The sequence below is a fragment of the Limosilactobacillus caviae genome (genome assembly GCF_014635905.1).
Taxonomy (GTDB): domain Bacteria; phylum Bacillota; class Bacilli; order Lactobacillales; family Lactobacillaceae; genus Limosilactobacillus; species Limosilactobacillus caviae.
The window spans coordinates 1-23,802 of the sequence record NZ_BMDS01000006.1 but is presented as its reverse complement, the minus strand read 5'-3'; the positions used below and the strand labels follow the sequence as shown (position 1 = coordinate 23,802).

The 23,802-nt window shown below is 36.0% G+C and carries 22 protein-coding genes and 1 tRNA gene; 9 read left to right on the top strand and 14 right to left on the bottom strand.

Translation table 11 applies throughout. The features are described 5' to 3' along the window. Positions 1-389 precede the first annotated feature (389 nt). The 3 genes from IEU90_RS08640 to IEU90_RS08630 all read left to right on the top strand — a co-directional run bounded on the left by IEU90_RS08640 (position 390) and on the right by IEU90_RS08630 (position 3,486). Positions 390-1,415 (top strand): cation diffusion facilitator family transporter, encoded by a 1,026-nt coding sequence (locus tag IEU90_RS08640; protein WP_153710450.1) that lies wholly within the window; start codon positions 390-392, stop codon positions 1,413-1,415. Positions 1,416-1,748: 333 nt separating this feature from the next. Continuing rightward, the gene (locus IEU90_RS08635; RefSeq protein WP_153710449.1) at positions 1,749-3,176 is read left to right on the top strand and encodes a Na+/H+ antiporter NhaC family protein; all 1,428 of its coding nucleotides are present in this window, start codon (positions 1,749-1,751) and stop codon (positions 3,174-3,176) included. A 76-nt stretch (positions 3,177-3,252) separates the two neighbouring features. Further along, on the top strand, positions 3,253-3,486 hold the full coding sequence (locus IEU90_RS08630) for a cytochrome b5-like heme/steroid binding domain-containing protein (RefSeq protein WP_153710448.1): 234 nt from the start codon (positions 3,253-3,255) through the stop codon (positions 3,484-3,486). A gap of 89 nt (positions 3,487-3,575) precedes the next feature. Here the strand turns inward: IEU90_RS08630 and IEU90_RS08625 are convergent, their stop codons facing one another. From IEU90_RS08625 to IEU90_RS08610, 4 genes are all read right to left on the bottom strand, one after another. Continuing rightward, entirely contained in the window at positions 3,576-4,226 is a 651-nt protein-coding gene (locus IEU90_RS08625; RefSeq protein ID WP_153710447.1) for an NAD(P)-dependent oxidoreductase, read from the bottom strand. Positions 4,227-4,328: 102 nt separating this feature from the next. Then, positions 4,329-4,640 (bottom strand): HRDC domain-containing protein, encoded by a 312-nt coding sequence (locus tag IEU90_RS08620; RefSeq protein ID WP_188358017.1) that lies wholly within the window; start codon positions 4,638-4,640, stop codon positions 4,329-4,331. 126 nt (positions 4,641-4,766) lie between these two features. Next, positions 4,767-5,528, bottom strand: a complete 762-nt coding sequence (locus IEU90_RS08615; protein ID WP_153710445.1) for a RecQ family zinc-binding domain-containing protein — start codon at positions 5,526-5,528, stop codon at positions 4,767-4,769. A gap of 134 nt (positions 5,529-5,662) precedes the next feature. After that, a complete protein-coding gene (locus IEU90_RS08610; RefSeq protein ID WP_153710444.1) occupies positions 5,663-5,896 on the bottom strand; it encodes a hypothetical protein in 234 nt (77 codons plus the stop codon). A 111-nt stretch (positions 5,897-6,007) separates the two neighbouring features. On the opposite strand from IEU90_RS08610, the gene IEU90_RS08605 reads away from it, so the two are divergent. Continuing rightward, complete coding sequence (locus IEU90_RS08605) at positions 6,008-6,748, top strand: SDR family NAD(P)-dependent oxidoreductase (protein ID WP_153710443.1); 741 nt, start codon at positions 6,008-6,010, stop codon at positions 6,746-6,748. A 59-nt stretch (positions 6,749-6,807) separates the two neighbouring features. Here IEU90_RS08605 and IEU90_RS08600 read toward each other — a convergent pair whose 3' ends face one another. Next, entirely contained in the window at positions 6,808-7,455 is a 648-nt protein-coding gene (locus tag IEU90_RS08600; protein ID WP_153710442.1) for a MarR family winged helix-turn-helix transcriptional regulator, read from the bottom strand. A 365-nt stretch (positions 7,456-7,820) separates the two neighbouring features. Here IEU90_RS08600 and IEU90_RS08595 point away from each other — a divergent pair, with 365 nt between their 5' ends. Next, the gene (locus IEU90_RS08595) at positions 7,821-8,912 is read left to right on the top strand and encodes an FRG domain-containing protein (RefSeq protein ID WP_153710441.1); all 1,092 of its coding nucleotides are present in this window, start codon (positions 7,821-7,823) and stop codon (positions 8,910-8,912) included. A gap of 150 nt (positions 8,913-9,062) precedes the next feature. On the opposite strand, the gene IEU90_RS08590 is transcribed toward IEU90_RS08595, so the two are convergent. After that, a complete protein-coding gene (locus tag IEU90_RS08590; protein ID WP_153710440.1) occupies positions 9,063-10,085 on the bottom strand; it encodes a zinc-binding alcohol dehydrogenase family protein in 1,023 nt (340 codons plus the stop codon). A 176-nt stretch (positions 10,086-10,261) separates the two neighbouring features. Here IEU90_RS08590 and IEU90_RS08585 point away from each other — a divergent pair, with 176 nt between their 5' ends. Then, positions 10,262-10,597: a winged helix-turn-helix transcriptional regulator gene (locus IEU90_RS08585; RefSeq protein ID WP_153710439.1), complete on the top strand. Its 336-nt coding sequence runs from the start codon at positions 10,262-10,264 to the stop codon at positions 10,595-10,597. 727 nt (positions 10,598-11,324) lie between these two features. After that, entirely contained in the window at positions 11,325-12,173 is an 849-nt protein-coding gene (locus IEU90_RS11345; protein ID WP_225431323.1) for a hypothetical protein, read from the top strand. A gap of 339 nt (positions 12,174-12,512) precedes the next feature. Here the strand turns inward: IEU90_RS11345 and IEU90_RS08575 are convergent, their stop codons facing one another. The 6 genes from IEU90_RS08575 to IEU90_RS08550 all read right to left on the bottom strand — a co-directional run bounded on the left by IEU90_RS08575 (position 12,513) and on the right by IEU90_RS08550 (position 19,915). Continuing rightward, positions 12,513-13,391, bottom strand: coding sequence for a toll/interleukin-1 receptor domain-containing protein (locus IEU90_RS08575; protein WP_153710438.1), 879 nt, complete (start codon positions 13,389-13,391; stop codon positions 12,513-12,515). 12 nt (positions 13,392-13,403) lie between these two features. Beyond that, positions 13,404-14,930: an RNA/DNA-binding domain-containing protein gene (locus tag IEU90_RS08570; protein WP_188358016.1), complete on the bottom strand. Its 1,527-nt coding sequence runs from the start codon at positions 14,928-14,930 to the stop codon at positions 13,404-13,406. 831 nt (positions 14,931-15,761) lie between these two features. Beyond that, positions 15,762-15,920 (bottom strand): hypothetical protein, encoded by a 159-nt coding sequence (locus tag IEU90_RS11525; RefSeq protein WP_231794296.1) that lies wholly within the window; start codon positions 15,918-15,920, stop codon positions 15,762-15,764. A gap of 44 nt (positions 15,921-15,964) precedes the next feature. Then, a complete protein-coding gene (locus IEU90_RS08560; protein WP_371868231.1) occupies positions 15,965-16,279 on the bottom strand; it encodes an aspartate/glutamate racemase family protein in 315 nt (104 codons plus the stop codon). 505 nt (positions 16,280-16,784) lie between these two features. Next, a complete protein-coding gene (locus IEU90_RS08555) occupies positions 16,785-17,117 on the bottom strand; it encodes a hypothetical protein (RefSeq protein WP_153710435.1) in 333 nt (110 codons plus the stop codon). A gap of 143 nt (positions 17,118-17,260) precedes the next feature. Further along, a complete protein-coding gene (locus tag IEU90_RS08550) occupies positions 17,261-19,915 on the bottom strand; it encodes an SEC10/PgrA surface exclusion domain-containing protein (RefSeq protein ID WP_188358015.1) in 2,655 nt (884 codons plus the stop codon). 193 nt (positions 19,916-20,108) lie between these two features. On the opposite strand from IEU90_RS08550, the gene IEU90_RS08545 reads away from it, so the two are divergent. Beyond that, positions 20,109-20,858: a LytR/AlgR family response regulator transcription factor gene (locus tag IEU90_RS08545; RefSeq protein WP_153710433.1), complete on the top strand. Its 750-nt coding sequence runs from the start codon at positions 20,109-20,111 to the stop codon at positions 20,856-20,858. Positions 20,859-20,867: 9 nt separating this feature from the next. On the opposite strand, the gene IEU90_RS08540 is transcribed toward IEU90_RS08545, so the two are convergent. Beyond that, a complete protein-coding gene (locus tag IEU90_RS08540) occupies positions 20,868-21,236 on the bottom strand; it encodes a hypothetical protein (protein ID WP_188358014.1) in 369 nt (122 codons plus the stop codon). 251 nt (positions 21,237-21,487) lie between these two features. Here IEU90_RS08540 and IEU90_RS08535 point away from each other — a divergent pair, with 251 nt between their 5' ends. Beyond that, positions 21,488-22,846: a sensor histidine kinase gene (locus tag IEU90_RS08535; protein ID WP_153710431.1), complete on the top strand. Its 1,359-nt coding sequence runs from the start codon at positions 21,488-21,490 to the stop codon at positions 22,844-22,846. Positions 22,847-23,578: 732 nt separating this feature from the next. Here IEU90_RS08535 and IEU90_RS08530 read toward each other — a convergent pair. Next, positions 23,579-23,651: transfer RNA gene (locus IEU90_RS08530), tRNA-Thr, on the bottom strand. Between the last annotated feature and the right edge of the window lie 151 nt (positions 23,652-23,802).

Sequence of the window (23,802 nt, the reverse complement as noted above, 5' to 3'; positions counted from 1 at the left end):
AGCTAATTATTATCGCCACTGTTGCTAAGACCTGTTACAATACTTGGTGGAGAGGGGAAAACAAAGATTTTAATTTGTTTTCCAAAAAGGCAACTATAATTAGTTGTGCTGTAAAAAATGTCTTAATTATGTAAAGGAGTTGTTCAATATGATGTCAATTATGAGTAATATGATCGCCTTGGTTAGCTTTGTTGCACTGATTATTGCAACATGCGCCCACGTAATTAATAACCGGGCCTAGCAATTATTTTATTATTTATACTGGTAAGAGTTGAGAATTAATTTTCTCAGCTCTTATTTTTATTTAACGCCGTCATGTTCTGCTCACTCATCTTTTATTTTTGCGTTACAATTAAAGTAATTTACACTGTTAAGGAAGCCGGTAATTAATGACAAAATTTAAGAAGCACACAACCGAGGAAATGGATTATTGGGAAAAAACACAAGCAAACGAACTATCTAAAATCCGAGCATCCCAACACCATTTAATTTATAACCTCGTTGCTTATGTTGTAATTTCAATTATTGAATATTGGTTGGCTGAAATTAGTAAATCGCAAACATTGCGTGCCGATGCATTTAACAACCTTTCTGGAATCATTTCAACCTTTTTACTCATGATGGGTTTGCACATTGCACAAGATGTCGATGACGACGATATTATTGGTGCTAAACTTCCTGACGGAAACTATCAAGCTCACATAGGATCTGACCAACGAGTACAATTTGTCCGCTGGCGGTATGAAACAATTTTTTCACTTGTAACAGCGGTTGTCATGGTTGCCATTGCGTTAAGCGTAATTATCGATGGAATTAAGAGTCTCCTTACGCCAGCAAGCCGAGTTGTCCCCCAGCCAGTTGCCCTAATCGGGGCGGGAATTGCTTCAATCATTATGCTGGTTGTCTGGTACATGAATCGTCAAACAGGGCTTAAGCTAAAAAATGCGGCATTACTTGCATCGGCTCAAGATAGTTTAAGCGATGCCTTTACAAGTATCGGTACCCTAATTTCAATTGGCGGAGCTCTCCTTTTTAACCTCCGCTGGCTTGATGGTGCAACAAGTATCGTTGTCGGTTTCTTTATTCTTTACTCTGGATTAAAAATCTTTTTCGAGAGCAGCCTTAACTTAACCGATTACTTTGACCCCCGTGCGGAACAAGAATACCGCCAAGCTATTATGCAAGTTAAACCGATTATTAAGGTTGTCGAATTAAAAGCCCACTATAATGGCAATGTAGTTACCCTCGACGCATCTGTTATGGTGAATGCTAAAATGACAATCTTACAAAGCTTCCAGCTATCAGAACATATTGAAAATATGCTTCGCGAAAAATTCGGCATTATTGATACCGATATTTCATTTATCCCTGACCCGCATTCATTTTTAGACAAAGATATTTCAGGAGATTTTTAATTTTATTTAAATTAGAGATTGACAAACTAAAATGAGAATGTTTTAATAAACACAACATCAAATGAAAGGAACGACAATTATGACTACCTGCTCATTAAATACAGCTAAGTACTATAACAACTATGCTTATCGCGCATAAGTGTCTGTACTTTAGGTACGGACAACGGTGTTCGTACCTAAGCAGGGTTGTTTTAATGAGTCCTTTGCTAGGTACACAATCTAGTAAAGGGTAGCGTTCTTCCATTATTTATACTACCAAGCCCACTAACTGGATTGTGCAATCACCGCTGATCTAGTTAGTGTTTTTTATTAGAATTTAAGGAGAATCAAATAATGAAAGCTACTAAAAAGTCATTAAATCAATCTGAACCTACTTTTGGGTTCGGCGAAAGTTTACTTATTCTTGCCGGCATCCTATGTATTCTCGGATACTTGATTATTTTTAAGCACCAAGAACCGCAAGCTCCACTATTCATTTCTTTTGTCCTGCTTGCAGTTTACGGTCGGATTCGTGGATTTAAGTGGGATACAGTAATGGACGGTATGCGAAGCGGTCTTCGGGCTGGCGTTGATCCTTTAATTATTTTCCTCTCTATCGGGGTTCTCATCGCTACGTGGATTTTTTCAGGAACCATCCCCACTATCATGTACTTTGGATTTGAAATTATTTCTGTTAAATTCTTTCTACCAACCGTCTTTATCGTTTGTACCCTTGTCGGTGTTGCATGTGGAAGTTCATTTACCACTGTTTCAACAATGGGAATTGCCTTTATTGGAATTGGCGCAACATTAAAAATTAATCCTGGTCTTACTGCTGGTGTTATTGTTTCTGGTGCATTTTGTGGATCAAATATTTCGCCGCTTTCTGGAACAACTAATCTTGCCGCCAGCGTTGGTGAAATCAGTATTTACAAACATATTAAATCACTTCTAGTCACTGATATTCCTGCATGGGCGATCTGTATTATCCTATACACCTTCCTCGGACTCAACTCTAAGAATGTTAGTCTAAGTGCGGTTCATAAAATGATGAATGGTCTTGCAAATGGTTTCTGGATTTCCGGGTGGGCACTTTTACCGGTTTTGCTCTTAATAATTCTTGCATTCTTACAGGTACCCGCTATTCCCTCTCTTGGTCTCGGATCATTGTTTGCTGCTTTGTTAGGATGGATTCATGCACCAAGTACAAGCATCTCAACCATTACTAATACCATCATGACTGGTTACGTCTCTCATACCGGTGATAAGACAATTGATACTTTACTTTCTAAGGGTGGAATTGCAAGTATGCTAACTTCACTTGCCCTTATTATCTTTGCTTTGGCTCTAGGCGGTCTTTTAATCAAGTTTAATATTATCAAAGCAATTATTGACCACCTTGCTGGTATTGTAAAAACCCCGGGCCGACTTACAATGGCCACCGCTGTTACTTGTGTGGGTGTTAACTTAATGGTCGGGGAGCACTACTTAGCAATTATTCTTCCCGGTCAATCATTCTTGCCAGCATTTGAAAAACTTGGCTTAAAACGAGCATACTTAACCCGAATCCTAAACGATGCGGGAGCCGCGGTTAATGCAATTGTTCCTTGGAGTGTATCCGGCGTATTTATTGCCAGCACCTTGCAAATTAATCCGCTTAACTTTATTCCATGGGCTTTCTTCCCATTCTTAGTTACGATCATCTGTGTTGTAGCTGGGATGCTCGTTAAAGTACCGGCTAAACAATCTACCGTCGCCAATTTAGCAACAGACCAAGCCTAAATTTATTTCTTATCAAAATTTTCATGTTATAGTAAAGGCAATGTTAAGATGTTGATTCCATTAAGGAGTGATACCTATGCGAGCCTTTACTCACAGTGAATTAGCAAAATATGATGGTCGAGAAGGCCGTCCTGGTTATATTGGCGTCAATGGAAATGTTTATGATGTCTCAGAAGTTCCAGAATGGGAGGGTGCTGAAGTCCATGGTAGTGTCGTTGGTCATGATTTATCAGACGTCACTTACCAAGAAGCAGCCCAGAAGTATTCTCCCGTTTCAAAGCTGCCATTAATCGGAAAATTAGTTGATTAAAATAATTAATAATAGCCTGGCGATTATCCTAAATGTCTAAACAAAGGCTCCCTAAATCGATTATTGATTTGGAGAGTCTTTATTTTTGCTTATTCTTCATTAACAACAGTAATCCGTTCGCGATGATGACGAGGAGCTAAAATCTCATCTACAACTACTTCTGCAACTGTTCCCGTTGAAACCTTTGATTCTTTTTGTTCATTAAACAATAGTTGATCTTTACCCACAATATAACCTGTTGCTGGGCCCGCCTCAAACATTGCTGATGGCGAGATTCCAACCCAGTCAATATCTGTAATCGTTTCTAAGTATTGCAACTCTTTTAACTGTTGTCGTGGTGTATTAATCCACTTTTCAGCACCTGGCATTTTAGCAATGTCTTCAACAAATAAGTGCTCATCAGCACCAGTCTTGAGGCTGCCGGCCCCTAAAATAAAAATTAATCTAATCTTATTTTTCCGTGCTATGCTTACTAACCTTTCAGCTAAGCGCGTTTGACGATCCGCATTTTCAGGACTGGTTCCATACGCGTCCACAATCACGTCAAACCGCGACAACAAACTCTCATTCAAAGCAAAAATATCACCGCTTAATAATTTTGCATCATTACCAAGGATTTCTCGTGCTTTGTTTTCATGCCGTACAATTCCAGTTACATCTAATTCGGGTTTTGTGGTTGCTAATTTATATATTGCACTACCGGCCATTCCAGATGCACCAATTATTCCGACTCTGATCATTGGTAATCACTCCTCAATGTTTGTCCAAAGTTACTTTTACGATTACCTTATCATGAAAAAGTGCAATTCCAAAAAGAAAGGACTTCATAATAAAATTCACCATTAACTAACTGCTTTTAAATTTTTTTCATTTAGGTAATCTTTAATTGTCGCCATCATCGCATCTCCATAATGTTCAAGACGGTACTTACCTACTCCCTCTACTGTTAAAAATTCCGCCGATGTTTGGGGAAGAACACGTACCATGTCATTGAGACTCGTATTAGTGAAAACAATAAATGGAGCGACTTTAGTTTTCTTTGCGAGCTCTAAACGTTTTAAGCGCAGTTTCTCAAATAGCTCTTTATCACAAGAAGTAAATCTTATTGGATAATCGCCGAACCTTTTTCTTTTAACTACTACCTTATCTTCCAATACCTCCAACCCTGCCGTTGTTATAAAGAGATACCTTCCTTGCCTTATTTCTAGATAATCAGTTGCTATTAAATAATCTATTAAATTTAAAACTTTCTCTTGTGAATAATGTTGTAATGCTCCATATTACTCGTATATTTTAGCTCCATTTTCCAGTATCCTTTGATTTTGAGATCCCGTAACTATCTTAGCAATGCTAATTTTGTTATATTGTCCATGAGTTAGCTTTACTAATGCAATCAAGGTCTGTGACTCCAGTGTAATATCGTCTAATTCGCCTTTATATAAACAATTACTGCATTGGTGGCAAGGGTGACAATCCCCGCCTAAGTACCTTGCGATTTCTTTCCGTAAGCATCTCGACGTATTAGCGTACTGTGCTACTGACTGAAGACCGTTGTATTGCCGAATTTTTTCTTCATTATCAATATCGATTCTCTTATTAATTGTCCACCATTGTTTTTTAGTATTAGCCTGTTTGAAATAAAGGATAACCTCACAAGGCAGATCATTTTTCACACTCCTTATGTCTAATAAGTACTCGCCTAAACTTTTCGGACTACTTATATGGATCATAAATCGAACATTCACAGGGCATTTACGAAAATTGGCTAAATTCGTGGTTATAAATATCTGATCTTTCATTTGATCTGGGGCACAAGACACTGCTACATTAACATGCCGAGCTCTTAAATATGTCGCCAATGCATTGCCTTCTTCGGCTGAGCGAACACATATAATGCCAGCCTGCCCCTTATACTTATCAATATACCCAATGAGCAATCTTTTTATATTGATTGGCGGCTGAACTACTCGGAGTTTAATAGTTTGGGAACTTAGCTTCTGGATAATACTACTATTTTGGCTGTTCATCTTATTCGTGCTCATTTATTTCTCCTTAACACATTTTATGGTAAAGATATTATAGCAGTACTGTTTGATTCGAATGCAAGAATAAATTTTAAATATTACAAATAAAATAAGCGAAGTTAGCTTAAACAATAACTTCACTTACCAATTTATTATGATTTCTCCTGTGCTATTAAATAATGACGAATATTACGAATGCATTTATTAAATTCCACCCATTCATTAAATGTCATTTCAACATTTTTGACTTGATACTTGTCTGGCGGTGTAATAATCGCTAATTCTTGTCCTTGATGCTTAAGAATAAGATGCGATTTAAGCTTCTCAAGCGTATAATGGCGTCCTGCTAGCCAATCTCTTAATTCTTGAAAAGAAGTTATATCCATATGCCCTTACCTCCTAATGTTATTTTTATTATAAATAAAATATCAACTATTGGCTAAAGACAAATAAAGATGGCATAATAAATTCAATATATCGAAAGAAGAGTGATTAATATGCAAACGGTGGTTATTACTGGTGGAACATCTGGTATTGGCCTTGCAACCGCAAAATTATTCCTTGAAAAAGGTTGGAATACAATGCTTGTTGGTCGTGATCATCAAAAAGGACACGACGTTGCTAAGCAATTAAGCGAAAAGTACTCGCAAAATCATGTTGCATTTCAGCAAGCTGATATCAGTAAGGCAGCTGATGTTAAAAAGCTTTATCAAGCAACGATTAATAAATTTCAAACGGTAGATGCATTGGTTAATAATGCAGGAATCGTCATTCATGGTGAATTGCACGAAACAAGTGAACAAGATTGGGACAAAATCTTTGCAGTTGATGTTAAGGGAACCTACTTGGTTAGCAAAGCATTTCTTCCGATAATGATTAAGAATAATCATGGTAGTATCGTTAATATTTCTTCGGTTTCTGGTATGGCTGGTGATCGGGCAATGGTTGCTTATAATGCTGCCAAGGGCGCAATCATTAATATGACTCGGGCAATGGCTATCGATTATGGTAAGAATAATATTCGAGTAAATGTCGTTGCTCCAGGACCGACTGACACTCCGCTTTTTCACCAGGATAAACAAAAATTTGCTCAAAATAGTCCCTTAAACCGTATTGTTGAACCAGAAGAGGTTGCGGCTGCAATCTATTTTGTTACTAGCCCTGCTGCTAGTGCGATTACTGGCGAAACAATTCCTGTAACGGCAGGATTTGAAATTTCAACTGGCCAGCCAATGTAAAAAAAGCATTAGTAGTATCTATCTGCTGCTAATGCCTTTTTAATATCATTAGGTTTACTTTATTTATCTTCACCACCAATAATCTTATCTAACAACCGCGATAATTCTTCCTTTTCACTTGCTGTTAGATTATCAAAAAGGTGACCAAACATTTTTTGCTGCTGATCCTTAATTTCATTAGCTCGGGCTTCTCCTAAATCAGTCAAGAAAATTAAAGTGGCACGTTTATCAGTTGGGTCCACAGTCCGCTTAATATAACCATCATCCTCAAGCTTACTGAGCGATTCGGAAACTGATGATTGATTAATTCCCGCCTTTTCAGCAATCTTTTTCGCACGAATTCCTTCAGAAGCATCCGCAATAATTGTCAAAAGATTTTCCCGAATTAATCCCTGCCGGTTCATAAAACTAGGTCGGCCATTCATCATTGCTGAACGGTCAAATTCTGGGCGCTGGTTCATCATGTCTGACCAGCCATTCATTGACTGTCTCCCCGCCATTGGACCATTCATCGGTGAAAAACCACCACGCCCAAACATATTATCATTATTCATATCTGCTTGTTGAAATTCACGACCGCCAAAGCCGAATTTCCCCATTTGTTGTCGTGCAAAGCCTTGGTTGCTTCCCCATAAAGTATTGCCCCGTAATACTGATAAACTCTTTAACATTTTTTGAATTAATTCCATATCACTGATCTCTGCCATGATTATCTCTCCTTAAATTATATTATTTTAGTTTGATTAAGAATTTACTTTCGAACTTTACTTCTTACTTCAGCAGTCTTTAATGGATTGCCTGATACTAGAAAAACAAGAAGTACAACCATCGTTCCTAAAGCGATTAATTGATTTGTAAGCGTATCATTATCCTCCACTAATTTTATCGTTTAACAATATACTTCGGTACCGATGTATATAATATAATACCTTTGTATTTTATTGTCGATATATTTCGGTACCAAATTAATTTAAAAGTGTTTTTGTGGAAAATTAATACTCCGCTTTACTAGTATTTCTAATTTATCTATTTTAGAATTTGCTTAAAGGTATATCGAAGGGTGGCTAATACAGTGATTCATAATATCCAAACTGTCTCTGGTTACATTGAAGAAATCGAAAAATTAATTAACGATAAGAAACAAAATTATTATTTTCGCGGACAAGATGATGCTTTTTCAAACACCTTACCCTCTGTATTCCGCAGTCGAAAACTTCTCGATAATGAGGATAATATGTTTAATGATTTTTTAATGACTGATCCACAGCTTTTTGAAAAATGCCGGACTAATTTTGAACGCATGGCATTAATGGAACACTACCACCTGCCGACTAGGCTACTAGATGTTAGTAGTAATCCGCTCATCGCCCTCTTTTTTGCAGTTAAGGGTGGTCAGGGTAATGGGGAAGTATATATTTATAAGGACCAACCTAACCGCGATAAATTAGCTAAAATGCTTGATGAACGAGGATGGCACGAACTTATTGCTGAATATGATTTTAAGAGTGGCTTAACTAATCACAATTATTTCAAGAAAAACGCCTTTAGCAACGAAATGCAGCTTGAGTCCTCGTTGGCAAGGCAGTCGATGGCCGATAAAAGTGCCTTTTTCCAGACAATTAAAAACTTCTACCAGTTAGATGATAATTATATTAGTCAGCAGCATCGGCTATGGAGTAATGACTATCTTAATTATTTTGATGATAATACCTCAAACTACTTTGCTGAATTCAAACATGACTTACATACATTGCCTTTCCTTCGTTTATTTGAGGAAGCCAAGCGTGACATTCCAAGCTTTGAAAACAAATTAAATCCCCTCGAATTAATTGTCCCCAAAATTGTAACCGTCAAACGAATGAGTCGTCGAATGGAAAATCAGCAAGGTCTTTTCCTTTTCGTTCCCTTTATCGGCGATGAGTATGATCAATCCGTAAACATTAATTACTCTGAGGTTGAACACCAAGCACAATCGGCAATCGATATCCTTAGTCTTTATAATTCTGAGAAGCCTAATGAAAAAGAAAAGTATATTATTCCCGCCCAATATAAGCGTCCCATTCTAGATGAATTGTCAAAACTCGGCATTGACTACAGTTTTATTTATCCAGAAGATCATGCCAAGAAAGCAGAAATGATTAAAGAGAAATATTTGGGCCTCTAATTTGTCACAAATTGTATACAACTGTTCAAGAACGTGCCGATTAGCGATAATTGTGGAATGACAGCAATTGCCAAGAAAGAATAAGGTAACTACTTCTTTAAATATAGAACGACATAACGACGATAATATCTATCATTTTCAATCATAAGTTTACTTCTCCCATCCCGAAACGGCTACTTTACCAATCATATGACCACTTTCTACTAAACTATGTGCCTTACGTAGATTAGCTGCATTCAAAGGAGATAATGATCGTGTTAACGTGCATTTCAACTTACCTTCATCAAGTAGTTGTGCGATTGTATCTAAAATAGTATGTTGAGTTTGCATATTGCTCGTATGATAGTAAGATTTGGTATACATCCATTCCCATGTAAAAGTAGCCTTTTTCGGAGTCAAAAGACGTAGGTTAATTGGCCGCTTATTTTCAGTGATTGAAGCAATAGTCCCTTCTGGTTTAATTAACTCACACATTTCTTTCCAGTGACTATCGATATCTTTGAGTTCTAAAATATAGTCTACATATTTGTAGCCTAACTTTCGTACTTCATCAACTAAGTTATTCCTGTGGTTTACAGTATACTTAGCGCCATGTTCTTTAACCCACTTAATACTTTCAGGACGTGAGGCCGAAGCGATAACAGTTAAGCCTGCATTGGCCGCTAATTGAGTTGCAACCGAACCTACTCCTCCAGCGCCATTAATAATAAGGATAGTTTTACCTTTATTTTCTGAACTAGTAGTTGGTAATGATAACTGTTCAAATAATGCTTCATATGCAGTTAATGATGTCAGAGGCATTGCAGCCGTTTCATCATCACTTAATGTCTTTGGCGCGTGTCCCACAATTCGTTCATCGACTAATTGATACTCACTGTTACTCCCAGGACGCTTAAAAGATCCAGCGTAGAATACTCTATCACCAGGTTTAAAAAGAGATACTTGTGCCCCTACTTCTTTCACAATTCCACAAGCGTCCCAACCAATAATTTTCGGTGTTGTTAAAGTTCCTCGTCCGTTATGTCGTACACTAGTGTCAACTGGATTAACAGATACAGCATTAATTTTTACTAGTAGATCATGTCCTTTAGGAGAAGGAATATCCTTCTCAAAATCAAATAAACTTTGAGAGTCATTTATGTCTAAATGTCGTGTGAAACCAATAGCTTTCATATCGTATCCTCTTTTCTATTTTGTTTTCTATTTTGTACTAACAAATAGTAACTCGATTTAATAAATTAAAAAGAGGAGAATTTAAATTTTCTATGTAACAATTATTTCCCTAATAGCAACACAACCGGGAATAATGTATTATAAAATAAGTTAATTCTTTGAAAGGGGTGCTAGCCTTGCAAAGGCATATTTTCAATTGTAGTAAAGGCTGTCCAGTAGAAAGCACGTTACAAATAATTTCCGGCAAGTGGAAGAGTGTTATTCTATATCACCTTATAAAAGATGAAGTATGTAGATTTAGTGAATTACAAAAGAAAATGCCTCATTGTTCCCGAAGAATGTTATCTTTACAACTCAATGAATTAGAAACAGATAAAATTATAGAAAAAAAGATATATCCAGTAATTCCACCAAAAACAGAATACCGATTAACTAGCTTTGGAAAGACTTTAATACCAGTTATTCTTGAAATGGAAAAATGGGGACAAATGTATAATTCTATAAATTCATAAAATATTGATTAAAAAGGAAACACCGTAAAACTAATTTTAGTTATCTTACAGCGTTTCTTTAATTATTCTTTATATATGTTCATGAAAAGCCTAAAATAGCCCGTTATAACGACCATAAACGCCGTTATAACGGGCTATCATCTTGCCTAGTGCTGACTAGAGTCGCTGTTTTGTAGTAGCTAAGGTATTGGTACGACAACATTCAACTCTAAACGTGTTAAGGTTTTGTGTTAAAAGCATAGTCAGAAACTATGGTCAAAAGCTGATGTGACGGCAATCTAAAGTATTTTGAATTATTTCATCTAAACGATTACCTTTCAGCTAGGTAATAAACTTCTGCTTTGTCAAAGTTTATTAAGCAATTTGCTTATATCGTTAATCATTAACTGACCGTTATATATTTCTTCTTTGTTTAAAAGGAGTGTGGTTCGAATTTTTTAATGACATACTCTAGAGACTGGGTTAAATGAGCATCATTAAATCAACGAAAATTAGTTTATCAAATTATAAAGTGTAAAGCAAGACCCAATTAAAAAAATAACTACATAACTAATTAACAAACGAATTTTAACATATTTTGACACATCAACATTCCAAGCACCATCATTACCAATGAATTAATTTAAGTATTAGAGTAACGATATTCGATACTAAATAATAAAACCATGTCATTTCTTAAGTTGTATACTTAACAATAAATTACAATGTTAGGAAAGTGATTGCTACTATGGAAAAAGTTACACAGACAGTTTGTTGGTTTTATAATCATTGGATTTGGGGTATTTCATCATTCTTCATATTAACAGTATTATATGGACTATCACTTTTAAAAACTAATTCCTCCTGGCTCTCCATTCTTTACGTAGTGTCTAGCTCTTATATTTTGAGTTCCTTAGAAATTAAACTTATCAATGTTCTTAGTGATTTATTAGATAAATGGACTTCTAAACTACAAGATAAGTACAGAATGCATAGTTGGGAAGATACTAATTTAAATAATACTGATAGATTTTATAACATCGGTTGGAAAGATGATTACCTAAGTGACCTATTGAAATATCTTGATAAGAAAAAAGTGCTCCCACCCAAGAACCAGATTGATTCCTACTTAAAAGAAAATGGATCTAATGGCACTATAAATACTATTTCACTATATGAAGTATTAGTAGGTCGTTTACAAAGATTATCTATGAACGAATTACTTACACTCAAACATTATACGGAAGTAAAATCTTCAAGGAATGTATATCAAAGGAATGTAACACTTAGTAATGTTGGTAAGGCAATTCTTCTAGTTAGCACAATTGCTTTCATTTTCACTGTAGCTGGGGCTACTGAAGATATTACAGTTAGCTTTATCCATTTTAAAAATGTCCATATTGGCACTATAACTAGCGCCATTTCCAAATTACCCACATATTTTATTATGTTCGGATTAATTATTTTAATAATGATTACAATTTTCTTTGTGGCACTAGCATTTTATAATGAAAAACACCTAAGATATGTAGATGTTATTCATCAAGCACTGGCAGATGCGTACTCCATCAAATCCAATAATGAAGTTAAAAAATAATATTCTTAACACATTTTAACACGCGACTATCCTTGCCATATCAGCAATCCCACCACTTCAGCCACTCAAAAATCACTTACCAACATCCGCCTGTGTTAACAGACGTGTTAAAGCAGAGCCATTTAAGCGACGAAAAAAGCCTGTAACGCCAACGATAATCGCTGGTATTACAGGCTTATGTGTTCTTTGTAGTGCTCACTAAAGTCGCTTTTTTAGAGTAGTTCAACCCTTGGTGTAAAAGGATTTCATCCTAAACGTGTTAAGATTATGTGTTAAATGCATGGTCAGAAACTTTGTTCAAATAGCGTCGTTATGGTACTCAACCAATTCAAAATGGCATTACTGTTGCAATATTTTGTATTTAAATTTGATATTAGAAGATGCAATATTTAAAACTTCACCAACTAAAATAAAATCATCCTTATTAATAAAAGCAAAACTATCGCCTTTATATATTAATTGTGCTCTCTTATAACTGGTAAAGTAACTAATTAAATCAATGGGCATTTTTGTTAGCTTAAAGCTATTTGCATTATGAGAAACATGCAAACAATTACCAATATAGTCATTGTAAATATATACACTATCATTGCCACCCTTAGACCAACTTATGGTGAACTTCTGTTTACCTCTACCAATATCAACCTTACCATCATTAACATCTAAGCTAAGAGTAACTACTCCTTTATCATTAGGATTAAAAGCTAAACTATGCTTGATTTTATCTATGTTTTTTACTTTTCTCACTTGTCGTTTATATTCTGTTGATACATGATTAACTTCATCAGGAAATATATAATTTAGTAGTTCATAGTAAGCTTTTATGTTTTTTGGATTAGTTGGATTACTCATATCTAACTTAATATATTTTAAATCTTCAAATGGTTCTGGCAACTCTTTTGAAGCTTCAACCAGCGGAATTATATGAGAATCATGATTAACTTTGATCCTATCCACTTCGTATTTTACTCCACTACTTTCAACCTCCATCCGTTTAAGGTACTCATTTGTGCAAACGCAAATTATATACTTTACATTTGTAGCTTCGGACATAAAACTTTTTAAATTGGACCCCGGATGGGTAGATGTCTTGTCGAAGAATACATTAACATCATAGTTTTCTATCAAAAATTGGTTTAACCATGTTGCAAAATTTTCACCATTTCCCTCACCCCAAGAGTAAGAAATAAAAATATCAGCTCGACACTTATCAGTCATGATCCATCTCCCTTAAATTTTATATCTATTTTGAACACTAACACCCCAAAAAGGTATATAAGATACAAACTTTCTACCTGCTTTTTCGTCATAAAGCTTGATTAAATTAGCCTCTATTGCATTAGAAATAGCTTTAGAGATTAGTGAACTGTCGTTACTAGTTAAGTTAAACCTTTTCCTTAATGATGCATTATTTATTTGTTCATCGTTAACATAATGCAAACAGGCATTCCAATATATCGATTCATTCTTTTCAGTTGGAGACATATCTTTGAAAAGCTTTTTACTGTGGATTGTAACCTGTGTTGCATCTGTTCCTTTCGTAAGTATTTCCAGAGCTGGTAATTCATGCTCTTCTAAAGAAGCTACAACTTTATCAATACCGGTTCCTCGAGATTCAACTATTTTAAATTTTCCCAACAAGTCAGCCAGTTCTGTATTTCTTGACCTTGGAGGAAAATCTAAGAACCTCATTGGATCAATCAATGGAACACCCGGATTACTAAAAATAATTCTGTTATTAAAGATTTCTACCATTGGTCTCATTCCACTAATAGTAAAGTCTTGATGAGCAATCGTATTCGCTAATAATTCCCGAACAACTAATTCCGGAAATTGTGGAATATCATTTCGAATACCACCAGTGTAGTCTTCAACATAAGGAATATGTCGCATTATATTAACAATCATATTATGGAATCCAACTATGATACCCATATTACCAATAGCATCGTATACTGCATTGTCAGTCTTATAGTTACCTTCATATTTAGTAATTCTAACTGTCCTTCGCTTTAAGTGAGGAAAACTATTCATATCCTTTGCTAAGGTATAGGCACCTAAATTAGTGATATCAAATGAATTTCCAGAACTAACAATAATATTATCTTCAATTAAACTTTGAATAATATCACTTTCATGAATAATATCCATATTTATAGTTCTTTTGTAAAAATTAATATCTAGCAAATTTTCTATGTCCGGATATGATACATTAGTTTTGGCAAATTCCATTTCAAACTTAGAAGATTCAAACGATTTCCAAATTTGTCTTTCTTTTTCCGGAAACTCATTTAACGGCTTTAGTGATGTACCAGAGCGAACATACTCAACACCCTTATACTTAATTGGCTGATTTATATGAGTCACATCAATAATCAAAACAACCAGTCTTCTTCCTTGAACATTCTTAAATTCTTTCCACTCCAGTTGAATTTTAGGATTTATATTTTCCTCAATATAAGTAATAAATGGATAATTCGAATTTTTCATTCGCTTTTTATTACCATCTTTAGGCAAAATACGAGCTTTTGATGTATATGGATCAAATTTTGTTCCAATTATCTTTTTAGTAATATCTTCGACTCCCCAGATTAAATAAGCACGCGGATTCAATGAAGCGATGGCAGCATTCCCTAATGCAGAAATATATTTACAAATTTGACCGGTATCATTCAAATTAGATTTATATTCGATTGTTTCGGATTCATTATCATTTTGAATAAGTTCTAATAAGACATCAGAAGTGAAATTCTCCATTTTATTTCTCCACATTTTCTTTTTCTCAATTTAAATATTTTTTCTCTAAACTCAATAATATCAAGGGTTCCCTTTTTTCTCAATTAAATATTTTGTAATTATATCATTAATTAAGGTAACAAGCTCACCTACTAAAAATAGCCATGCAACTAATTGCACGGCTATTTTTTTACATTGATAAGTAGCGATCCATCAATCCACTATAACCAGTGTTAAAAGTTTTCACATAATACCGCATATAGACAGCTAGCGAATTACCCAAGCGATTGCAGGCGTAACTGTAATCACCAAGCCTTGCCAATCTGGTTCCGCAAGTTGTCCTAAGGGTATAGCAACTCAATGGCAGATCCCCATTATTAACGCCAATCCGACGACAAAGTTCCTTTAACATGTCATTCATTGACCGTTGGGTGACTGGATAACCCAACCTAGCTAGCCAGTAATCCGTCAAATTCAAAAATAGTAAGTCACTAGTGGTTTGCCCGGTACCAAATTAAATTGATAATGGATTAGTACCTAGCCTAAAAACTGTGAATTCCCGTACTAAAACTATTTTGGGTTATCTCTACCTATATAACACCATATCTCTTAAATTGTTGAGAATTAGTTTCTCATATGGCTAACGTTTGTTGGTCTCGGGCCTAATTATTTTTTGACCATGTACTAAGATTTCAAGTAACAAAAAAGACTGGTATCAAAGACTAGTCTACACTCTTATATAGGTTCCAATCTGTTTCTTTATCCACAGATTCGAGGCATTAAGCCAAGTATTTAGGAAACAATGATTAGCGTTTAATCCGTTTGGGCAAACCATTTAAATCATCTTTTTTTCTACTTACACTCAATCATTTTAACCAATTTTTGGATATGGATTTCCATCGCATCTAAAGTTTCTACTGGCAGCTGTAAACCATTAAAGGCCAGCGGTAGTTCAGTACAGCTTAGGATGACACCACCAATCTTGTCATCATTAACCATCCTACCAACGATTTGTTTTAAACGCTGCTGAGTTTCTTCTTTAACAATTCCTTTTTCTAGTTCGTTTTCGATTTTTCGCCAATATAAGCCTGTTCACTTTTTTGTGGGACAGTAATGATGATTCCACTATTCTTAAAGGCGTCTTGGACAAAATGTTGAGACATTGTTGGTGCCGTTCCTAAAAGAGCTAGTCGCTCATGATGCTGTTCCTTAGCATAATCACAAAGGGCAACTGGTATTGAAACCAACGGTAAATTTACTTTGGCCTGAAGTTGATCAAACACCACATGCGGTGTAATCCCTGTTAAAGCAGCAAAATCTGCACCGCTCTTTTCAAAATTATTTACTCCACGAGCCAAATAGTCTACCAACTGGTTAAATTCATGCTTACCACTAAAATGCAAAACCTTGTAGACACTTAACAATTCGATACTTAAAGGAGGAAGCAATCCAGTATCTTGGTAAACTTGCTGGCAGATTTTTCGATAATAAATAACTGTAGATTATTGTTTTCATCATTATTCTAAGGAAAAGATTTTAAAATATATTTTGCTGTTCATCTCGCTTAGCAGCGTTCATACTAAATAGAGAGGTGATGATTGTGTCAAACACTAAGAAGTACAATGATGGTATGAAGTTATTAGAAGAGCTGCAACAAGCAGTTAATGAACCGGGGCTATATACGATGGAGGAAGTATTCAACAATTTAGATTAAAAATAATACCAGTACAGCTGTTTTGAGTCTGTACTGGTATTTTAGCTATTTTGTAATAACTATCCAATCCTTAAAAAATTTTTGAGTTAATTGTTTAGTTAATTTATGTTGCTTATACCATTTGAATCCGAAAACTTTTGTTTGATTAATCCAGTCATGTTTCAATAACGCCCTACATAGAAGTCGAAATTGCTCCGCTGCTTTATCCGGCAAATAACCACCTGTTTTTTAACAACAGCTTGTTCGTCTTGACAAAATTTATTGATCAAACCATCTAGGTTTTTAAGGCCATCAAACTGAGCTAAAGGATTAACAAAAGATTGTAATTGGATCAATTCTCTTTTATTAATCAGCTCAGCATGGGAAAGTTTCAGTAGTTTTTCTCGCCAACCACTCTCTTCATGAATCTTGCCCTTAAATGCCAAATTACATGCGATTAGTGAAGCAATAAATGCCATTACTGCACTAATCATTGTTCCATCAACCGATTTCATTTTCAAAATCCTTTCTACTAAAAAAGGCAGAAGAGTAAGACAGTAACTCTTCTACCTAGATACTCCGATTGGGAGAAATGCATTGGGCGAAGTAAAACATAAAAGCCTCTTTAACGCAAGCAACCCAAGTTTCTAAATCTTAATTAGTTCCGCTTCTTATTTACGCCAGCAAGGCCAAACATTCCTAACAAGGTTGCGGTGCCTAAGCCCATCACAGCTAAGTTATCGTTGTTACCAGTTTGTGGTAATACTTTAGCGTTGTTCTTAGATTGTTGTTGAGCCTTGTAAGCTTCACGGGTCATGATTGGTTGGTCAGTGTTCTTTACTGCTAGGCCATTAACTACCTTCCAACTAGCAAGTACGTTGTCATTAGCGTCAACAACTTGGTTATTCACAACCTTAGCGCCAGCTGGTAATTGAGTATCAGCGTTGCGGTCATTTGTCTTGTTATCGGTTGGCGTGGTTGAATTCGTTGATGGTTGATTAGTATTGTCAGATGGCGTGTTAACACTAACCACTGGGGTGTTGTTAGTTTCATCCTGATCACCAATGGTGTAGCTAACGCCATCCATCGCCAACTTATAACCAGCTGGAATATTCAGTTGACTGCCACTGAAAGTATCACCCTTTTTACCAGTAAAGGTTTGAGTTCCTACTACCTTTGTAATTGGCGTACCATTGGCTGTATAACCAGTGGTTTCAATATAGTGAACCATCAAAGTATGGTTAGTTTCAGTTGGTGTAGTTGGGTCAGTAGTGTGCGTACCATCACCCGTGCTTGGCTTAGTTGGATCAGTTGAAGGATTGTCTGGTTTCGTTGGATCCGTTGATGGCGTTTGCTTAGCCGCAACCACTAAGACACCCGGTACAGTAAAGGCCTTTGACTTAGTACCATCTGGGAAGTCTAAGATAACCTCTTCATCATAAGTTCCAGCATTTTGGGCATTCTTTTGAACATTTGCTAGATTGGTCCATTCAACCTTAGTGCCTTCTGGGTAAGTACCATTAGTTGCAAGTACCATAAACGTTGCCGCTGAAGCCGTGTTAGCATTAGTATCCTTAATAAAGGCATCATTAGACAGCTTTGGAGCTGGAATGTTAGTATCACAAGCCGTAACGTTAACCTTCATAATTAAACTAGGCTCCAAGTTAGTGTACTTTTCATTATCTTTTTGTTGTAGGTCTGTTCCCTGTTGAGCTGTCTTAATTTTATCAAGGAGTTCTTGGTCCTTAGCCAAGGTAGCTTTAGCATTATCTAGTTGATTTTGTAAGGTTGCAGATTGACCTTCTAAGCTATCCTTAGTTAATTGAGCCTTCTTAACAGTTTCAGCGGCCTGTTGTAATTTGGCTTGCGCATCTGCCAATGATTGGGAAGAATTTAATTGCGCCTTAGCTTCGTTGTACTGGTCTTGTTCAGCCTTACTCAAGTAACTAGCGTCAAATTGTAAATTATCTTCCTTATTTGATAATTGCTTAATGGTATCTTGAAGAGTGCTAATTTGTTGCTTCAAGTCACTGATTTGACTATTTAATTTTTGATCATTGGCTGTAGCATCCTTAGTCGGACCCATAGCAGCGTAATTATTGATCGTATTAGTTACTAAATCATTGGCTTTATCGGCATCTGTAGCATAAGTAGTATCGAACGTTAAGACATAGTCTCCGTCGCTACTGTCTGCTAACCGTTTAAAACCAAATGCAACATTATAGTTACCATCTTCTAGGAAATTGTCTCGATGCCCCCAATTAGAATCATCGTCCCGATTTAGCATTGATAAAACCGCATCATTCGCCCATTCAAACTGACTAATCATGTCACTCTCAGAAAAAAGTCCTGATAGGTTTTCTGAATGCCAATTGCCAAGGACATTATCCATATCATTTTCATTATGTTCTAAATTAGCAGCTGATGGTTGAGCAGCGCGGGCCATTGCTCGTTTAAACTGCTCTTCAGTCATCACAAAAGGTGCTAACCCACGTTGCGCCCGGGCATGGTTTAATTCATTGATTAGCAGAATTGATAATTCCCGTGCTTGGTCCTCAGTCATTCCTGTAGATTTATCAATTTTATCAATCTCTAAGTATGGCTGGTATTCACTACCAATTTGACTTGTTAAACGACCATTAGGGCTAATTGTTCCATAGTCTTGAGCCTTATTATTGTCTGGACTAACATAAATGTTATTAGGAACGACATTTTTATTCCAGGTTGAAGCATTCATATTAGAATCATAGTAGTTATCCCAAAGGTTGTTTCTTGCAACGTTTTCTAATAATGACTTACTCTTATCAATCCGACCATTAGGCACTTCTGCAGTCTCAGTTTGTGAATTTAAATCATTAATTTGGTCTTGTAGATTAGTAATCTTACCTTGAGCCTGTTCCTCCTTGCGTTGAAGATCAGCTTGTTGATAATAGTTAGCCTTCTTAGTCAGGTAATCAATTGTTGATTGCGCCTGATCAGATGACATCGAAGAATTCTTTAGAGCATCAACTTGTGATTGCGCATTCTGTTGATCCTGTTGAGCCTTTTGCAGATCTTGGCTAGCTTGATCAATTTCCTTCTTGCTGGCATCAACTGCATTTTGCGCTTTATTGACAGCGTCGTGATCTGCATTAACCTTTTGCTCCTGTTGCGCAACTTGATCAGCGGTTTGTGTTTCACTGGTAGTATTAGCAGCAGGTGTAGCGTCAGCGTGAGCAGTGGTCGTAGCCATAGTTGTACCAGCAGCTAAGGCCATTACAGTAGCGGTCATCCATAACTTACCAGATTTGTAGAGCTTCTTATGTTCTTTCATTTCTAATTAATCCCCCTCAAGCGAATTTTATATTTACAGAACACATTATACAAATTCACAAATTGGGACGTCGTACTGAATGGTCATATATTGCACTCAAATGAAAATTTTAAATTATTTTTAGTAAATGGTTACTGTAGTACCTTAAAATGTTAATAAAGACTAAGGACAAAAGGAGCACTTATACTGCCTCATGATCAATGTATATATTCTTGAAGATCAAGTTGAAGAACAGCACTTACTTCATAAGCTCATCATCAATATCAGTAATGAACTAGATATTAATACCCAAACCACCATTCATCCTTTTAGCGATGATCACGAATTAAAACTTCACTTGCCAGAACCGAGTATTGATAATGTCTACATTTTAGATTTAGAGATTCATGGCAACAAAAAAGCTGGCTTAGCTTTAAGCAAAATCATCCGGAAGCATGATCATTTCGCTACCATTATCTTTCTCACTGTTCATGATGAATTTCTCCTAACAACGTACAAGTATCAAGTAGAAGCGCTTGATTTTATTGAAAAAGGTCATAATAGTATTGAAGCTGATTTAAAGCGGGATTTTACCAGGATATTAGAAAAGAAGCGTCAGGATCCCTCCGAATCACTGACACTTCCTACTAGTATTGGCTTTATTAATGTTCCGTTAGAAACTATTTTGTTCTTTCAAAGCGCACCCAGTAATACTCGACATTCGATCCTTCACACTCAAGATAGCCAACAGCTTATTAAAGTCAGTCTAAAAAGCATTGAAGAACAAAGTCACTTTTTCTTTAGGGCGCATCGTAGTTTTGTGGTAAATTTACAGAACATCACCACCATCGATATTAAAACCCATTTAATCCATTTCAAAAACACTCTAGATACTATCCCCATCTCGCGGCTTAAAACTAGGGCCATTATCAGTCGGCTTCGAGCTAACCAAGTCAATTGGTAGTGGATCTTTTTAAGGAGATGTCTCGAGCATCCTTAACGTATACTTATGATAGTTCTGTTTTTTCTCAACCACTCGTTCGTTTGTGGTTTTTTTAGCGCCATAAAAATCTTTTAATATAATCTGTCCAGTTGGCATCTGCAATCGTAGTTGATACTTGTTACTATCAAAAACCATTGCATAATTGGTATTTCTTTGAAAATACTTACTAATATTGGGCCCAGTAGCATTCGATGCCTGTGATTGCGTAAGGAAGATTACTTTACCGTGGTACACATTTTCCTTCTTCTTAGTGATTTTGAAGGTAAGATAAACTTTATCTACTTCACTGCCACGCTGATCAAAAAGTTGTAATTCATATGGCTGGTATTGCGATGCCACGATATTAACTCGATCATTCTTTTTAAAGAGATATGTAACACAAATCATGCCACAAATAATCAACATTAATGCCAAGCCTAGTGGCCATTTTTGCTTAAATAGCAAACTTGATTTTTTGATAAAGTAGTTATCGGGATTCGGCAATTGTTGTCCACAGTTCCGACAAAACTGGGCGTCTCTAAAATTATCTATCCCACAGTAAGGACAGGTTTTGCTGTATTTCACTATCTATTTCACCTCCGGAGGTTAACATGACTTATTTTGCTTTGGCTAACCCATTTCAGCAGTTTCAACAGTATCCAATTGCCTATTGGATTATGAATATCCTGCTGTATTCCATCACCCTTGCAAGTGCAAAATTATTGCTTTTTCAACACGTTAGTAAGATTCGGGTGCCAGTTTTCATTTATGTAATAATGTCCATTATGACAATGTTTATCGATTCCACCGCAGTTATTAATGACATTATCACTTGTGGAATTGCTATTGCGCTCATTTATTTGACAACAATAGTGGAATATCATTATTCATTAACTAAAATTACCGCTTTCTACCTTTACCCTTACGCTATTTTTACGATTTTAACTGTCCTCATTTCCAACATCATCATGCACATAATCCACCATTGGGACCCATCTATGCACTCCTGGATTGCTAATAATTTTGACTTTTTTGAAGAGCTGCTTATCTTTGGCATTAGCTGGTGGTTCATCAATGGATGTCAGAAGTTAACAAAGCGGTACTTTGCAACTGTTGTTCCCTATCACTATATCTGGACCTGGGGAGTGGCCCTTAGTATTTTCATAATTAATTTCTTTGATTATTCGGTCGTTCTGTATCACCAATTTATCTTACCTTCACCAGTGATCACCGGAGTTTTTGTCAGTTACATTGTATTATTACTATTTACCATGTGGATTACCGGTAAATACTACTCTTACCAGCAGGATAACCAACTGTTGACTAGTGAGCTAACGAACCTGCAAACGTATACCAGCTATGTTGAAACTCTCTATGACGATTTGCGAAGATTTCGGCACGATTACAAAAATATTCTATATACTTTAGCCGAATCATTCAAGCTGAATGACCTTCAATATGCCCAATCCTTACTTGATGAAATGCTTAATTCATCAAAGCTCAGCATTACCGAAAAACACAGTACAATTAGTCATCTAGCAAACGTCCAAGATGCGGACATCAAGAGCCTGCTCTTTAGTAAGTATGCTGAAGCTCAAGAAGATGACGTTCAAATGCAGATTGAAGTAGAAAAACCGTTTAAGTTTCATAGTAGCATTAACTCACTAGATTTGATTCGGATCCTTTCAATTTTACTGGATAATGCTATCCATGCCGCCGCAAAGTCGCAAGCTAAGCGAGTAAATGTTAGCTTATTTGAAAAAGGCGATTATCAATATTTAATTATTGGTAATTCCACGCTCCCAACGACGGTCAACCTGGCAAGCCTTGAAAGTTCGACTAAGTTAGAATCCCAACATGGATTGAGCTTAAAGAATTTACGAATGATCCTAAGCCGTTATCCAGAGATTCAGCACTATGTTTCCTCTAAAAATCACTGGTTTGAGCAAACTCTGCGCTTCCCAAAATAATTATAAATTAATTAGTACCAGCTTACCTTATTGGGTGAACTGATACTTTTTATTACCGTTAATATCGAGCTTAAATAACTTTGGGCCAGGTGCTAAACAGAAGTGCTCCCCATTTCTCGTCCAGTTTGATCCGTATAGAGTTTTAATTTGGTTATCAAATTCTTATAATTACCATTTAACTGATACAGTGCCTGATTGTTTTTAAACAAGTACTAAAATTCAAGGTAACAAAAAAGACCGGTATCAAAGAGCAATTTATACTCTCCTAAGCTGAGCAAAACTACTCAAATCTAAGGTATCTTAATACGTTTTAACACGCGACCAAGTTTGATATATCAAACTGATGATAGTCTCAGTATAGGAGATTTGGAGTAGCCAGGGCTAGACGTATCAATATGACTGCTTACTTATTTACCATGGTCAAAAGAAGTTCAAGCAGAATGCCATAAATAATGACAGGGTCATGAATTACCATGTTGGTAGCTCATGACCCTATTTTTTTCAATACGTACTGTTATTGACTGCTTACGATAATTTTACAAAACTACAATAATTTATTAAAATGGAAAAGTTAATATTTTAATAACCAAGGAGAAATAAGATTGTGAACATAAAAATCCACTTAACCTGGTGGGGAATGTTGGTAATTGCTATTTTAATTTACCTTATCGCACTAATTTAGAAAAGCAAAAGAACCACTACCAATTAGATAGTGGTTCTTTTCTTAAATTATGCTGACTAGAGGATTCGAACCTCCGACCTCATCATTACTAGTGACGTGCTCTGCCAACTGAGCTAAGTCAGCATAATAACAATTCCTTGTTAATTATAACAGAAACTGTCATTAAATAAAAGACGCGAATCGTTAACCGGTCCACGTTCTAGTTTGCGTGGCAACGTCCTATCCTCGCAGGGAGCGATCCCCCAACTACTTTCGGCGTGTTGAAGCTTAACTT